The sequence below is a fragment of the Acinetobacter sp. ANC 3882 genome (assembly GCF_022549545.1).
GTDB lineage: Bacteria > Pseudomonadota > Gammaproteobacteria > Pseudomonadales > Moraxellaceae > Acinetobacter.
In genome coordinates, this window is sequence record NZ_JAKZGB010000010.1 from 68,916 (window position 1) to 84,148 (window position 15,233).

13 protein-coding genes are annotated in these 15,233 nt (G+C 41.5%); 11 read left to right on the forward strand and 2 right to left on the reverse strand.

What is annotated here, in order from left to right; genetic code table 11:
- The first annotated feature begins 2 nt into the window (after window positions 1-2).
- The 5 genes from MMO42_RS15865 to MMO42_RS15885 all read left to right on the forward strand — a co-directional run bounded on the left by MMO42_RS15865 (window position 3) and on the right by MMO42_RS15885 (window position 6,397).
- Window positions 3-476: a DUF4124 domain-containing protein gene (locus MMO42_RS15865; protein ID WP_241321263.1), complete on the forward strand. Its 474-nt coding sequence runs from the start codon at window positions 3-5 to the stop codon at window positions 474-476.
- A 102-nt stretch (window positions 477-578) separates the two neighbouring features.
- Window positions 579-938, forward strand: coding sequence for a hypothetical protein (locus MMO42_RS15870; RefSeq protein WP_241321286.1), 360 nt, complete (start codon window positions 579-581; stop codon window positions 936-938).
- Window positions 939-1,197: 259 nt separating this feature from the next.
- Window positions 1,198-3,837 (forward strand): bifunctional aconitate hydratase 2/2-methylisocitrate dehydratase, encoded by a 2,640-nt coding sequence (locus MMO42_RS15875; protein ID WP_241321264.1) that lies wholly within the window; start codon window positions 1,198-1,200, stop codon window positions 3,835-3,837.
- Window positions 3,838-4,158: 321 nt separating this feature from the next.
- Window positions 4,159-5,583, forward strand: a complete 1,425-nt coding sequence (locus tag MMO42_RS15880; protein ID WP_241321287.1) for a formylglycine-generating enzyme family protein — start codon at window positions 4,159-4,161, stop codon at window positions 5,581-5,583.
- Window positions 5,584-5,674: 91 nt separating this feature from the next.
- Window positions 5,675-6,397: a hypothetical protein gene (locus MMO42_RS15885; protein WP_241321265.1), complete on the forward strand. Its 723-nt coding sequence runs from the start codon at window positions 5,675-5,677 to the stop codon at window positions 6,395-6,397.
- Window positions 6,398-6,492: 95 nt separating this feature from the next.
- On the opposite strand, the gene MMO42_RS15890 is transcribed toward MMO42_RS15885, so the two are convergent.
- Window positions 6,493-7,950 carry a DASS family sodium-coupled anion symporter gene (locus MMO42_RS15890; protein WP_241321266.1) on the reverse strand — a complete coding sequence of 486 codons (1,458 nt, stop codon included), beginning with the start codon at window positions 7,948-7,950 and terminating at the stop codon, window positions 6,493-6,495.
- 265 nt (window positions 7,951-8,215) lie between these two features.
- Here MMO42_RS15890 and MMO42_RS15895 point away from each other — a divergent pair, with 265 nt between their 5' ends.
- The 6 genes from MMO42_RS15895 to MMO42_RS15920 all read left to right on the forward strand — a co-directional run bounded on the left by MMO42_RS15895 (window position 8,216) and on the right by MMO42_RS15920 (window position 13,814).
- Entirely contained in the window at window positions 8,216-9,199 is a 984-nt protein-coding gene (locus MMO42_RS15895; protein WP_241321288.1) for an ion transporter, read from the forward strand.
- Window positions 9,200-9,489: 290 nt separating this feature from the next.
- On the forward strand, window positions 9,490-10,446 hold the full coding sequence (locus tag MMO42_RS15900; protein ID WP_241321267.1) for an iron chelate uptake ABC transporter family permease subunit: 957 nt from the start codon (window positions 9,490-9,492) through the stop codon (window positions 10,444-10,446).
- Window positions 10,436-11,392, forward strand: coding sequence for an iron chelate uptake ABC transporter family permease subunit (locus tag MMO42_RS15905; RefSeq protein WP_241321268.1), 957 nt, complete (start codon window positions 10,436-10,438; stop codon window positions 11,390-11,392). The genes MMO42_RS15900 and MMO42_RS15905 overlap by 11 nt, the downstream gene beginning before the upstream one ends.
- On the forward strand, window positions 11,383-12,147 hold the full coding sequence (locus MMO42_RS15910) for an ATP-binding cassette domain-containing protein (protein WP_241321269.1): 765 nt from the start codon (window positions 11,383-11,385) through the stop codon (window positions 12,145-12,147). Before MMO42_RS15905 ends, MMO42_RS15910 begins: the two co-directional genes overlap by 10 nt.
- Window positions 12,148-12,156: 9 nt before the next feature.
- A complete protein-coding gene (locus tag MMO42_RS15915; RefSeq protein ID WP_241321270.1) occupies window positions 12,157-13,110 on the forward strand; it encodes an ABC transporter substrate-binding protein in 954 nt (317 codons plus the stop codon).
- A gap of 95 nt (window positions 13,111-13,205) precedes the next feature.
- The gene (locus tag MMO42_RS15920) at window positions 13,206-13,814 is read left to right on the forward strand and encodes a DUF2238 domain-containing protein (RefSeq protein ID WP_241321289.1); all 609 of its coding nucleotides are present in this window, start codon (window positions 13,206-13,208) and stop codon (window positions 13,812-13,814) included.
- Between the two features lie 21 nt (window positions 13,815-13,835).
- Here the strand turns inward: MMO42_RS15920 and MMO42_RS15925 are convergent, their stop codons facing one another.
- Window positions 13,836-15,056 carry an MFS transporter gene (locus MMO42_RS15925; protein WP_241321271.1) on the reverse strand — a complete coding sequence of 407 codons (1,221 nt, stop codon included), beginning with the start codon at window positions 15,054-15,056 and terminating at the stop codon, window positions 13,836-13,838.
- Window positions 15,057-15,233: the final 177 nt, after the last annotated feature.

The window sequence follows — 15,233 nt, forward strand, 5'->3', positions numbered from 1 at the left end:
AAATGAAATCTGTCACTTTTGGTCAGCTTTGGGCAGTACTTGGCTTTGTGCTACTCAGTTCTACACTCCAAGTCCATGCAAAGGAATACTATAAGTGGGTCGATGCCAAAGGGATCACCACTTATTCAGCAACGCCACCGCCTGCACAAAAACAAGAGCCTCAACTCGATCCTGTAAAAAAGAATAGCAACACCGCAGCAGTCCAACCAGCAAGCACACAAACATTGACTGTATCGAAAGATGCAAAAATCACAACAGTGACTGCACCTGCCGTAACAGCCAAACCTATAACGGTAACGACCACGAATAATCTTACTGCAACAAGTGAGATTCTTATCCCTGTCAAAAATTGCAATGGTGTCAGATGTTGGGATAGTAAGGGCAAACATTATAGTCTGGTCGCAGGGACAACCTATCTCTCTGCCAATGGTGGAAAATGTCAAAAGTTAGGCAATAACATGCGTTGTAGCAAATGATTTGTATGTTTTTATTACGGAAAGCACAGTTTTAAAGGCTTCCTTTTGCAAAATCAACAAGTTTCAGTATGATGTGTGCATCAAATTAGCCGCAGTATGATGATGAAAAAAGTTTTGTTTATTGCAGTAGGTTTAGTTTTGGCTGGTTGTGCTGAGAAAAAGCCGTTAACCCCTGAAGAACAATGGCATGGCTATTGCGTCAGTGTGGGTAACGCTGCGCGTTCGATCACCTTGGATCGTCAAAATGGAATTGAGCAAAAACAAGCAACGGAATATGCGACTAAGATTGAAGATGAAACCACCCGTAAATTTATCTTTAAAATTTTGGATACGGTTTATGCACTTCCAGCCGATCAACTGAAAAAAGATCCGGATGCATTACGTGAAAAATTAAAGAAACAATTTATGGAAGAATGCTTGGTAACACCACACGATAAGTTGCCAAACTATAAACTTTTTTAATGTGTATATAAAAAAGACAACACCGTTTGTCTTTTTTTATACATGTAATTTATTGTTTTATTAGCATTTAACCTAAGACCAAAGCGGTATTTCAAACAGATGAACATTTCGCTATAAAATAATGGGCATCACGTAGAAATACGGTAGTTGCATTAACATTTAACGCGAAGTCTAGTAAAATTTTGCTATCCACATTACTTGTGAAGCTTGTAAAGAGCTGGAACTTACAAGTAATTTTTTAAAAAAGAGGAATAACACTGTGCTAGAAGCTTACCGCCAACACGTTGAAGAACGTGCCGCACTCGGAGTCCCACCGAAGCCGCTTGATGATGCTCAAACTGCTGAACTCGTAGCCTTATTAAAAAATCCACCAGCAGGTGAAGAAGCATATCTAGTCGATTTGCTAGAAAACCGTGTTCCAGCAGGTGTTGACCAAGCTGCATATGTAAAAGCTGCTTTCTTAGCTGCGGTCGCAAAAGGCGAAGCAACTTCTCCACTCGTAAGCAAAGAACGTGCAGTTTACTTACTAGGTACAATGCTTGGTGGTTATAACGTAGCACCACTTGTTGAACTTCTAGACAATGTTGAGCTTGCAGAGTTAGCTGCTGAAGCATTGAAGAAAACACTTCTTGTATTTGATGCATTCCATGACGTAGCTGATAAAGCGAAAGCAGGCAATGCTGCTGCGAAAGCTGTATTACAATCTTGGGCTGATGCAGAATGGTTTACAAGCCGTGCTGACGTTCCTGAAGAAATCAAAATCACTGTGTTCAAAGTAACAGGTGAGACCAATACCGATGACTTGTCTCCAGCGCAAGACGCTTGGAGCCGTCCAGACATCCCATTACACGCAAACGCAATGTTGAAAAACGAGCGTGATGGTATCAACCCTGAAAAACCAGGTGAAGTTGGTCCATTAAACCAAATCAAAGATTTAATCGCGAAAGGCAACCAAGTTGCTTACGTGGGTGACGTTGTTGGTACAGGTTCTTCTCGTAAGTCTGCAACGAACTCTGTTCTTTGGTTCTTCGGTGACGAACTTCCACACATTCCAAACAAAAAAGATGGTGGTGTGTGTTTAGGTTCTAAAATCGCGCCAATTTTCTTCAATACAATGGAAGATGCAGGTGCATTACCTGTAGAAATCGACGTTGCTAACATGAATATGGGCGACGAAGTTGTATTGAAAATTGATCACGCTGCTGCAAAAGTAACTGCATTCAAAGATGGTGCACAAATTGCAGAAGCTGAGCTTAAAACCCCTGTACTTTTAGACGAAGTACGTGCTGGTGGTCGTATTAACTTGATCATCGGTCGTGGTTTGACTACTAAAGCACGTGAAGAATTAGGTCTTGCACCATCTACATTGTTCCGTACTCCAGTACAACCTGCTGACACAGGCAAAGGCTTCACGCAAGCTCAGAAGATGGTTGGTCGTGCATGTGGTTTAGCAGAAGGCCAAGGTATCCGTCCTGGTACTTACTGTGAACCGAAGATGACCACTGTTGGTTCTCAAGATACTACTGGTCCAATGACTCGCGACGAGTTAAAAGACTTGGCGTGCTTGGGCTTCTCAGCTGACTTAGTGATGCAGTCTTTCTGTCACACTGCTGCGTATCCAAAACCAGTTGACGTAACAACTCACCATACATTACCTGACTTCATCATGAACCGTGGTGGTGTGTCTCTACGTCCAGGTGACGGTATTATCCACTCTTGGTTAAACCGTATGTTACTTCCAGATACTGTTGGTACTGGTGGTGACTCACATACACGTTTCCCAATCGGTATTTCATTCCCAGCGGGTTCTGGTCTTGTTGCATTCGCAGCAGCAACAGGCGTTATGCCACTTGATATGCCAGAGTCTGTACTTGTTAAGTTCAAAGGTAAAATGCAGCCTGGTATCACTTTACGTGACCTTGTACATGCAATTCCTTACTACGCGATTCAAGCGGGTGACTTAACTGTAGAGAAGAAAGGTAAGAAAAACATCTTCTCTGGTAACATTCTTGAGATTGATTTATCAGAAATGGAAAATGACTTGACTGTTGAGCAAGCGTTCGAACTTTCTGATGCATCTGCTGAGCGTTCTGCTGCTGGCTGTTCAATCACACTTTCTGAAGAGAAAGTTGCTGAATACTTACGTTCTAACATCACCATGTTGAAGTGGATGATCGCAGAAGGTTATGGCGATGCTCGTACAATGGCGCGTCGTGCTGAAAACATGCAGAAGTGGTTAGACAACCCAAGCTTGTTAAAAGCTGATGCTGATGCAGAATACTTAAAAGTGTACGAAATCGATCTTGCTGACATCAAAGAACCAATTCTTTGCTGCCCGAACGATCCAGATGACGCGAAACTTCTTTCTGACGTTCAAGGTGACAAGATTGATGAAGTATTCATCGGTTCTTGTATGACGAACATTGGTCACTTCCGTGCGGCTGGTCAGTTACTTGACAAAGTACCGAGTGGTTCATTGTCTACTCGTTTATGGTTGGCTCCACCAACTCGTATGGACGAGCATCAATTGATGGAAGAAGGCTTGTATAACATCTATGGCCGTGCTGGTGCGCGTACAGAGATGCCAGGCTGTTCATTGTGTATGGGTAACCAAGCACGTGTAGCACCGAACACAACGTGTGTATCGACATCTACGCGTAACTTCCCGAACCGTTTAGGTCAAGGTGCAAATGTTTACTTAGCTTCTGCTGAGCTTGCATCTGTAGCTGCGGTTCTTGGTAAATTACCAAGCCCAGAAGAATATCAACAGTACGCGTCGCAAATCGACAGCGCTTCTGCTGACATCTACAAATACTTAAACTTCGACAAGATGAGCGAATATACAAAAGAAGCTGATCAAGTTGATACTAAGAAAATCCAAGCAGCTCAATTAACCTAATCTGTTCATTAGCTAAAAATAAGGGCTGATTTATCAGCCCTTATTTTTTAATGCTGTAACATAAGAAAAATGCCAGATAAGACTTAACAATTTAGGCAAAGTAAATGTATTAAAAATGAAGAGTTACTTTTCGGAATAACTTTAATCTGTATTTTTTCTTGAGTAATTTCAAGTTCGCTTCTTTTTCTATGCTAATTAAATCACCCATAAATTTTAATTATTGATGAACAATATATTCCTATTTATGCTCAAGACCGGTGTTCGCTGCGCTGTAGCTTAAACATAAAGGGTTTTATTTAATTATATAAAAGGAGCGAGATGATGGAGACTTTACCCAAAGCTTATGTGAAAGTAGCAAGCATTGTTCTTGCAGGATACTTATTGGCAGCCTGTAATGATGATAGCAAAAAAGTAAATTCTGAAATAAAGCTGAAAACCACAACCATGGCCTTAACCGCCTTAAGTCAGAGCCTCGTTTGGAAAAATGATCAGTGTGATACTGTATATCGAGTTGCGATAGAACAAAATAATAAAGCATTAACAGCCTTACAAGAATTGAAAGCAGTGCTCACCACACAGGAAAATAATTTAGCTACTTTTATTGATCAACGTATGTTACCTAAATTGACCCAGCTGCAATCAGAGGCTGCTTTTCTCCGTGAACGTTGTAATGCGCCAGATTATGATGGCACGGGTGTGAGTATAGAGCGTCCTGCAATGCTGCGTGAAATGCTGAGCGAATGGCAGGGAACCATTGATTTATTAACGAAACAGCTTAATAAGCCGCCACAAATGAATGTATCAATTCAACCTGCAAGATTGACCAATGTAGAGATCAATACGGGAACAGCAGCAGCTTTCAAATTTAAAGATTGTTCAGATGGCTTTTGCCCTGAGATGACAGTGATTCCCGCAGGAAGCTATCAAATGGGTGGCACATTGGAAGAACAGGACAGAGAAGGAGTACCCGCACAGGCAAGACCTTATGAATTGCCTCAACATCGTGTCAATATTACTCAGCCATTTGCGATGGCATCTTATGAAACCACTGTCGCTCAGTTTCAGCAGTTCCAAAAGGAAACAGGTTGGGAGGTGCAAGGCTGCCGAAGTTGGGAGGTACGAGATGGTGAGTTTAATATGTGGTATCGAAAGGATTTAAACCCAAGTAATCCTGGATTTACTCAAACTGCTCAAGATCCCGTAGTATGCGTACGCCGTGAAGATGGTCAGGCTTTTGCTGAGTGGTTATCTCAAAAAACAGGAAAAACCTATCGGTTACCGACTGAAGCTGAGTGGGAGTATGCAGCTAGAGCTGGCTCATCAACGACTTTTTTCTGGGGCAATGATCCTGAACGCGACCAAGCCTGCAAATATGCCAACGTTTTGGATGTAGCTACAACCACAACAGAAACCAATACTTCGGCATGGCGAGCATTTAACTGTAATGACGGTTATGCTTATACCGCACCTGTGGGCTCATTTTTACCGAACGCTTTTGGATTGTACGACGTACTCGCAAATGCGCGTGAATGGGTAGATGACTGTTGGCATGCCAATTATCAAGGTGCACCAACGACACAAGTACGTTGGGGTGCAGAAAATAATGGTCTGTGTAATTTCTCTGTATTGCGTGGCGGTGCATGGATTTATAACGTACATAATGTCCGTACTGCTTATCGCAATGCTTATTATTCGTCTCAGGCACGTTCAACCATGTGGGGTTTCCGTGTCGTTCGGGAAATTTAGACTTATAGTTAAAGTTACTTAATTGACGTAATTGATTGTTCTTGCTAAAAATAGGGCTGAGAAATCAGCCTTAATTTATTGAGCAATTAGAATGAAAGACTTCAATGATTTAAAACAAGAATATTTAAAAATACTCTCTAAAGTTGATGAGTCTTTTTTTAATACAGTACATGAATATAGCAAGTTTAAAGAAGGTTTATCAGGTCTTTTTCTAGCAAGTGAGCCAAATCATTATTGGACTGCAAAAAATAAAATTATGATAATGGGAGCAGAAACAAGAGGTTGGAATATTAAGTTGGATCAAGCCTATACTCTAGATCATTACATGCTCAAATCTATTGAAAAGAATAAAAACTTTTTTCAAAAAATGATGGTTGAACCCAGAACTAAAAAAATTACTTTTCATGATTTCACTCGGGCAGTTGCCGATAAATCTGGTTCAGAAGGATTAATTTACTGTAACTTATTCTGTTTTGCCTGGAAGGAAAAAAGCCCTATAAAATCAAAATACTTTGAGCAAATAAAAAGTATCTCGTTTGAATTGTTGGATGCGCAAATTGCGTATTTTGAACCTAATATTATTATTTTTGCGAATGGAAGTCAGAATACTATTTATAGAAGGGAGTTTTTTAATCCTAAATTATATTCAAAAGGTCAAGATTATAGTGATGAGAGTATAGAGAAGAACCAGCTTTATAAGTTTATTTATGATGAAAAATTTCTGTGTTACAGAATACAGCATCCATCTACGATTAAAGGAAAATCAGCGGCTTTAGCTGCTCGTAAAAAGTTATTGGAATTACTGCCTGAATAATCTTTTTTTAATAAATAAAAAGAAAGCTAGAAATAACAGATTTTAGAGATAGAGGAACATTCCTATCCGAACAGAATGTTCCTCAGCTTTTCAAATCACCAATAACCCAACACTTTCCACCACAGTCCGCCAATCACCACAAAGATGATGATATTGACGACACTCATGACAAAGCCAGCTTTCCACCATTCACCGAGTGTGGTGTAACCTGAACCGAATACCACAGGCGATGTACCCGTTGCGTAGTGGGTTAAGGTCATCATGATGCTTGACGCTGCTGCCATCATTAAGGCAAATAACATCGGTGGTGCGCCCAACGCTAGTCCCGCGGTATAGAAGGCCGCAAACATCGCAGTGATATGTGCCGTGGTACTGGCAAACATATAATGTGCATATAGATAGGCGAGCATCAATAACAAACAGGCGGGCATCCAACTCAAGCCTAAATGGCCAATTCCAGTTTCAAGCACACCCGAGAACCACGTGATTAAACCGAGTTTATTTAAATAAGTCGCCATCATCACCAAAGCTGCGAACCAAGTGATGGTATCCCACGCACTTTTTTGCGTCAGGATATCTTCCCAAGTCAGTACGCCAGTGATGAGTAGTAATCCTAGGCCAATAAAGGCAGTTGTGGTTGGATCAACCGCCCAAGCTGAGCCAAAAATCATGGCAGGGATACCAGCCCATAGTAGCAATAGAATACCAAACACACCGAGCATGATGATTTCATTTTTACTGACGGGACCCATTTCCTGTAATTTGGTTTTAGCAAACTGAGCAGCATTCGGGGTTTCTTTCACTTCAGGTGGATACATCCAATACATAATCAGTGGCATGATGATCAAGGCAATTAAACCCGGTAATAACATCGCCAGCGCCCATGTACTCCAACTCAATGAAATTTCACTATTGGTTGCTTTTGCCACCAGATCGACCACCAATGGGTTAGGGGCAGTTGCGGTAATAAACATGGCAGAAGTAATCGGGTTAGCTTGATAGTTCACCAAAGCTAAATATTTCCCCATACGACCTTCAGTACCTTTAGCAGGGTCAGAGTCATAACTAGTGGAAATTGCACGCACAATCGGGTGAATAATTCCACCACCACGTGCGGTATTACTTGGAGTCACAGGTGCAAGAATCAGCTCGGAAAGCACCATGCTATAACCAATACCAATGGTTTTCTTGCCCCACACCGCGATGAATAAATAGCCTAAGCGTGCACCCAATCCAGTTTTTTGTAAACCTTTGGAAATCATAATTGAAATACCGATCAACCAGATCAGCGGATTGGCAAAGCTACTGAGGGCATCTTGAATTGCGCCACTTGGACTGTCATTGGTGACACCTGTCACGGCGACTAAGGTAATCGCAATAATCGCAATTGCACCAATCGGCATGGCTTTACCAATAATCGCGGCAATGACACCGACAAACATCGCCAATAAATGCCATGCGTCAGGATCAACTCCAGCAGGTACAGGAATTACGAACCAAATCAGCAATGCAATAAATAAAGAGATAAGCGTAGGGAGAGCTTTGAATCCCATGTAAATTCCCCTTGTTGTCACGGGTTTAATAAAATTTATAGTTCTTTATGAATGAATCGTTAAAGAAATAACCACTAAGCTTTTATTATCGGTGAATGAGGCATCGAAATTCAAAGAGAGTTTTGTTGAAACAGCGTGATATAGATCAATGAATTGGCAAATGATTTTATTTTTCAGCAAAAAACAGGCTTTGGTGAAAATCTCTTATCAAACAGCAGAGCAACGTGCTACATTTTTAACTGCTGAATCGAACAATAAGTACGGTATGACTCAACTTTCATGGCAACAATTAAGACGCTTTGTTTATAACAATTTACATAATGATGATTATAAAAGCCTTATTAGTCGCTGCGTCAACTATGTATTGATTGCCCTGATTATTGGCAACGTGGCTGCGGTGTTACTTGAATCTGTCAATGAGTTCTATAAGCTGTATCAGCCTTATTTTGATCTGTTTGAAAATCTATCGATCATTATTTTTAGTGGGGAATATCTGCTTAGGCTTTGGAGTATTGTTGAACAAAACCCACAACAAGCCGCATGGAAGCAGCGTATTCGTTGGATGAAAAGCGGTGGAGCGATTATCGATTTAATGGCTATTTTACCTGCTTATTTGAATTTCTTTGTCCATATCGATTTACGTTTCCTACGTGTGCTACGGTTGGTAAGATTGCTCAAATTGACGCGCTATTTTGTGTCATTACAAATTCTTTTACGGGTGATTCAGCGAGAAAAAGGCTCGTTCCAAGCGGTTATTTTTATCTTGGTCATTATGATTGTGATGACTGCTTCTGCGATTTATGTCGTTGAAAATAAAGCGCAACCTGAAGCATTTAGCTCGATTCCGCAAGCGATGTGGTGGGCCGTAGTGACCTTAACCACGGTGGGTTATGGCGATGTCACACCCGTGACCAACCTAGGACGAATATTAGGTGCATTTATTACCATTCTCGGTGTGGGGATTGCTGCTTTACCAGCGGGTATCTTGGCTTCAGGTTTAGCCAATGAACTGAATATGCGGAATCAGCGACTGGAACAGGAGTTTCGTGAAGTCTTACAGGCCAAAGGTTTGGACCTACTGCATGATCAAGTGGAAATTGAACGAATTCGCAAAAAGGTCGGTTTACCCAAAGAGCAGACCCACGAAATTATTATGCAACTGGTCAGGGAAAAGTTGCTTGAAGATCAGGAGCAGGAAAAGAAGCAGTACCGTTTTTGCCCGCATTGTGGTGAAAAACTTTCAGAATAATTTGAAATTTATTATAAAAATGTAGACCAAGCTTTAAGCACAGATTAGCAATCCTAAGTTATTTATATTTTCAGATATGGGCCAAATCATGCTCTGGCACTCAGCACTGCTGAGGCTTAGGTGTTTTATATCAATATAAAAGATTCAATAAATTAAGTTTTACTTCATAGCAAGTCAGTCTTGTTTAAAAAAGTTAACAATAATCTTTATCATTTGTGATAGTTTCTTATTATATATTTTGTTTTTTTAAGCTTATTTTAAGTTTACGCATCCTATGAAGTTCTCCCAACATGATTAAGCGGCGTTACCTGATTTCATTATTAATTCCCTTGGCATTTATTTCCCTATTTGTCGGTGTGGGAGAGATGAGTATTGCTGGCTTATGGGCTGGCAATCCTCAAGACTGGCAACTGTTCTGGACCAGTCGCTTACCCCGTTTAATGGCAATTATTGTGGCGGGCGCAGGTCTAAGTGTCTGTGGTTTGATTATGCAGTCTCTAAGTCGAAACCGTTTTGTATCCCCAACCACAGCAGGTCTATATGACTGCGCACGTTTGGGTGTACTGGTTTCGATTATTTTACTGCCCAGTGCTTCAATTTTTACGAAAACAGGCTTTGCCATTGTTGTGACACTCATGGGTGCAATGACATTCATGAGTATTTTGGCAACCTTAAAGCATCGCGATACGGTTTTTGTTCCATTGGTGGGTATGATTTTTGGCAGCATTATTTCTGCATTTACCACTTTTATTGCGCTACAACTGGACTTATTGCAGAACTTGGCAGGCTGGTTACAAGGGGACTTTTCCACCATTTTAAATGGTCAATATGAGCTGATCTATCTCAGTGTGCCCGTTCTGATTCTGATTTATATCTTTGCCAATCGTTTTGTTTTGGCTGGATTAGGGCAGGATTTTGCCACCAATCTGGGGCTGAACTATAAACAGACTCTTTTTATTGGTTTGTTATTGGTATCGGTCATTACCGGTGTGGTGATTGTCACTGTTGGTGCGATTCCATTTCTTGGTTTGATTGTACCGAATTTGGTAAGTCTGTATCTGGGTGACAATATCCGTAGAACGCTTTCGCATACGGCATTGTTGGGTGCTTTGCTGGTTCTGCTCTGTGATGTATTTGGCAGGGTGGTAATTTTCCCTTATGAAGTCTCTGTCAGTTTGATTATGGGTGTGGTGGGGAGTGTGATTTTCCTGTGGTTACTACTCAGGAGATATCGCTATGCCTCATAAAACCAAGCTAATTATTTTAGCGCTATTGATGCTTCTCAGCATTGCTTTATACCTGAGCTGGAATTTGGGTGTGGCGTGGCAATATGCCTTGAGTCTGCGCTTAAAAACAGTTGCTGCCATTATCGTGGCGGGTGTTGCGGTTGGTGTTTCGACTTTGGTCTTTCATACCATTGTGAATAATCGGGTGGTGACACCACAAGCGCTAGGATTAGATAAGTTATACGAACTTTCCAAGACGGCGATTATCTATTTCTTTGGTGCCAGTACTTTATTGTCGCTGAACTTTGTCACTGATTATCTGATCAGTTTGCTGTTAATGGTGACCTTTGCCTTGCTGCTGTATCGGTTTATTTTCCAGAAAGTCGCACAGCAAAATATCTATTTCCTATTGCTTGTTGGTCTGATCTGCTCAACCTTATTCGACAACATGACCACGTTTTTTCAGGTTTTGCTGGATCCAGATGAATTTCAGATCGCTGCTTATGCGGGTTTTGCCAGTTTTAATGTCGTGAAAATGGAAACGGTTGCTCTGTCATTACTGACCATAGTACCGATTCTATTTTACAGCCTGAAGCATTATCACACACTCGATGTGATGGTTTTGGGACGAGATCATGCGCTGAACTTGGGACTGGATTATGACAAGACTAGTCGTTTGCTGTTGATCCTAGTGGTATTGGCACTGGCTTCTGCTACAGCTTTAGCTGGCCCAATGATGTTCCTCGGTTTGTTGGTCCTCAACATTACATTGGAACTGTTCAAGACCCATCAACATCACATCTTATTACTTGGCATTATCTTGGTCAGCATTCTTTGTCTAATGCTTGGACAATTCATAGTTCTGCATGTACTGAATTTCAAAACAACACTCAGTGTGATTATTAATTTCGTCGGTGGAATTTATTTCTTCTGGATTTTATTGAAGGAAAATAAAAAGTGGCAATAGAGCTCAAGAATTTAAGCAAAAGCTATCAACAGCAGTGTGTGGTAAATGCACTTTCCCTGACGATTGCCAAAGGACAGTTTACGGCGTTTATTGGCCCAAACGGTGCGGGTAAAAGTACAGTGCTTTCGATGATGAGCCGCTTAATTGAAGCAGATCAAGGTCAAGTTTTGCTGGATGGGCAAGATCTGCAACAGATGAAAAGTGCCGACATTGCCAAAAAACTGGCGATTTTAAAACAGTCTAACCACACCGAGCTGCGCCTCAGTATTGAGGATCTGGTTGCTTTCGGACGTTTCCCATATTCAAAAGGTCGCCTAACGCAGGAAGACCGTGAGGTGATTGATCGCTCGATTGCCTATATGGATTTGGAAGCCTTACGACAGCGTCAAATCAGTGAATTGTCAGGTGGGCAGCGACAACGCGCCTATATCGCCATGATTTTGGCACAAGACACCGAATATATCTTGCTCGATGAGCCGCTGAATAATCTGGATATGAAGAATTCTTCCCAGATTATGCGGGTCTTAAAAGATTTGGCCGAGAATCATGGCAAATCGATCATCGTGGTGATTCACGACATTAACTTTGCCTCCGTCTATGCCGATCATATCATTGCCATGAAAGAGGGGGAGTTGGTGTATCAGGGGCATCCACAACAGATGATGGATGAATGCATTCTGCAAGATATTTTTGATTTCCATATTCCGATCCAACAGGTTCAACAACATAAATTAGGTTTGTATTTTATTAGTTAGGAGTTCGTTATGCGTTTCAAAAGAACATTGCCAGTCATGATGCTGAGTGTGGTATTGGCTGCATGTGGCAATTCCAACACACCTTCGACAAGTCAGGACAGTAACACTGCTGCTACACATGACATGCTGAGTTTTAATAGCAAAGCAGGGCAAATTACTATTCCTGCGAATTTGTCTCGTATTGCTGTACTGGATACCAGTGCCTTAAATACGATTCATGCCTTGGGTGCGGATGATAAAGTGGTTGCCTTACCAAAAGGAACGCCGTTACCGAAAGTTTTACAAAATTTCAGTGAAGGTAAATATCTGGATGTGGGGACTGTGAAAGAACCGAATCTGGAAAAAATTGCAGCCAGTCAGCCCGAACTGATTTTGATGAGTGGTCGCATGGAAAATCTGGTGGGTCAAATCAAGCAGATCGCACCGACTTACTTTGTTGATGTGGATTACAATGATCAGTTCAATTCTTTTAAGCAGCAAACTTTGAACATTGCTGAAATGGTTGGGAAAAAGCCTGAAGCAGAACAGCAATTACAGGCTTTGGAAAAAGATATCGCTGCATTAAAAGCCAAGACCGAAGGCAAAACGGCTTTGGTGATTTTGGTGAATAACAGTAAGATTGCAGCGTATGGCCCGGGTTCGCGCTTTGGTAATATTCATGACCTATATGGGTTTACCCCAGTAGACCCTTCAATCAAGGTGGGATTGCATGGTATGGCGGTATCGCATGAATTTATTGCCCAGAAAAATCCAGATTATCTGTTTGTCATTGATCGTGGTGCAGCAATTACTGAAAATCAGCAAGGCGCAAAGCAGGTCTTAAATAATAAGATTATTAATGAGTCCAAAGCGGCGAAAAACGGCAATATTGTCTACTTAGACTCGAGTAATTGGTATTTAATGAATAATGGTTTGGATGGCATGAAGACGATGCTGAAAGAAGTTGCAGATGCAGTGAAATAACATTCAATTTATCGATTTATAAACAAAAACCGAAGGACGCACTTCGGTTTTTTAGATTATGGTATGAATAAATAAATCAGTGATTCTATAAAATGATGCGTATTTCTTTGTTGTGCTTGGGGACGACGATTTTGGCCATTTTATTGGTCGTTTCAGGGATTCAACCTTTTGATCGGACCACGTGGTGGCTTGAAGTTACGCCCGTGCTGATTGTGATCCCATTATTGTTTGTCACCTATAAAACGTTTCCACTTACCGATTTGTTGTATGTTCTTATTTTCTGTCATGCCATTGTGCTCATTGTTGGTGGAGCGTATAGCTATGCGCGTGTACCTTTGGGCTTTGAAATAGCAGAATGGTTTGGTTTGGATCGTAATCCTTACGACAAGATTGGGCATTTTATGCAGGGTTTTGTACCTGCAATGGTTGCTCGTGAGATCCTGATTCGAAACTATATTTTAGTCAAAGGCAAAATGCTGAGCTTTATTGTGATTTGTATTGTGTTGGCAATCAGTGCGACTTATGAATTGATTGAATGGGCCGCAGCATTGTTATTGGGGCAAGGGGCTGAAGAATTCCTCGGAACTCAAGGGGATGAGTGGGATACACAATCGGATATGTTTTTTGCCCTGATTGGGTCGATCATGGCCTTATTATTGTTATCAAAATGGCATGATCGACAGATTGCAAAATTAATGGATTAAAACCCGTAGGTGAAACTGCCGTTAAGATGTAGCAGTTTCATTTTTCTGTGAATATTTGGCATAAGCCAGTGCAATTAATAAAATAGCCAATCCACCTAAGCTTAAAACAAAACCAACCCAGATCGGTGCTAACCAACCCATATTATGACTCAGTACCCATCCGCCCAAGAACGCGCCAAGTGCATTGGCCAAGTTAAATGCCGAATGATTGAGAGACGCTGCCAGAGTTTGTGCATCGCCTGCAATGTCCATGAGATGTGTCTGTAAGGCACCGCCTAAACCAATCACAGTGAAACCAATCAGGAATAAAGCTGCAATCGCTGTATAAAGATTGGACATCATAAAACTGGCCGCGACAAAGGCAAGCGCAGAGCTGATCAGAATCCCGATAATGGTTTTAAACAGGTTTTTATCAGCGAGCCAACCCGCAACCAGACCACCGATGACCATCCCTGTACCCCAAATTGCTAAAGCAATCGGCACGACACTGATATTGGCGTGGGTATATTCCGTCAGAATTGGAGACACATAGCTATACACCGAGAACATGCCACCAAAACCAATTGCACCTACTGCAAGTGTCAGCCACATATTGATATTTTTTAGACCCGCCAATTCAGCTTGAATACTTGCACTCTTTTGCAGAGGGATATTGGGCACAAACAAACTGACCCCAATCAACGTAATAAACGCAATCACAGCAGAAAATTCAAACCCTGCTTTCCAGCCGAACTGCTGACCAAGCCACGTGGCAATTGGCACACCAATCACATTGGCAATGGTTAAACCCATCATGACTTGTGCAATCGCGGTAGCGCGACGTTGTTTACCTGCCAGTTCAGCTGCAACCAAAGCCGCAACCCCAAAGTAAGCTCCATGCGGAAAACCTGCAATAAAGCGAGAAATGAGCATCGCTTCTGGCGTTGTGGCAAAAGCTGTGGCGGCATTGGCCAAACCATAAAAAAGCATCAGACCAAGTAATAAAGTCTTGCGCGGCACCTTTGCTCCGAGGATGGCAATAATCGGTGCACCGACCATGACTCCAAGCGCATAAGCACTAATGAAATAGCCTGCATGGGGCACACTGACATTTAAGTCAGTAGCGATTTCCTGAATCAGTCCCATAGCCACAAATTCAGTTGTTCCGATGCAGAAACTACCGACAGCCAATGAGAAAATAACCAGAAATAAGGAATAGTTGTGTGAGGGAGATGAATGCAAAGGAGAGCTTGGTGAGGACATAATATCTCAAGTCTAAAAGTACCGCCGTATTATATTCGAGTCGCTTTCAGAAAAGTGAAACAGAACACAATTTTTATCTCAATCAAAAATAATTGTAGTCTAAGAAAACAGCATAATTTTGAATGATAATTATTTTCATTTATGTATAATGCAAACAGATATTTTCTTAACTGAATT

Excerpts from the sequence above, each read along its gene's own strand:
- MMO42_RS15895 (WP_241321288.1), top strand. The coding sequence starts at position 8,216 with ATGACTCAACTTTCATGGCAACAATTAAGACGCTTTGTTTATAACAAT.
- MMO42_RS15920 (WP_241321289.1), top strand. The coding sequence starts at position 13,206 with ATGCGTATTTCTTTGTTGTGCTTGGGGACGACGATTTTGGCCATTTTA.
- MMO42_RS15880 (WP_241321287.1), top strand. The coding sequence starts at position 4,159 with ATGGAGACTTTACCCAAAGCTTATGTGAAAGTAGCAAGCATTGTTCTT.
- MMO42_RS15885 (WP_241321265.1), top strand. The coding sequence starts at position 5,675 with ATGAAAGACTTCAATGATTTAAAACAAGAATATTTAAAAATACTCTCT.
- MMO42_RS15900 (WP_241321267.1), top strand. The coding sequence starts at position 9,490 with ATGATTAAGCGGCGTTACCTGATTTCATTATTAATTCCCTTGGCATTT.
- MMO42_RS15890 (WP_241321266.1), bottom strand. The coding sequence starts at position 7,950 with ATGGGATTCAAAGCTCTCCCTACGCTTATCTCTTTATTTATTGCATTG.
- MMO42_RS15870 (WP_241321286.1), top strand. The coding sequence starts at position 579 with ATGAAAAAAGTTTTGTTTATTGCAGTAGGTTTAGTTTTGGCTGGTTGT.
- MMO42_RS15925 (WP_241321271.1), bottom strand. The coding sequence starts at position 15,056 with ATGTCCTCACCAAGCTCTCCTTTGCATTCATCTCCCTCACACAACTAT.
- MMO42_RS15865 (WP_241321263.1), top strand. The coding sequence starts at position 3 with ATGAAATCTGTCACTTTTGGTCAGCTTTGGGCAGTACTTGGCTTTGTG.
- MMO42_RS15905 (WP_241321268.1), top strand. The coding sequence starts at position 10,436 with ATGCCTCATAAAACCAAGCTAATTATTTTAGCGCTATTGATGCTTCTC.
- MMO42_RS15915 (WP_241321270.1), top strand. The coding sequence starts at position 12,157 with ATGCGTTTCAAAAGAACATTGCCAGTCATGATGCTGAGTGTGGTATTG.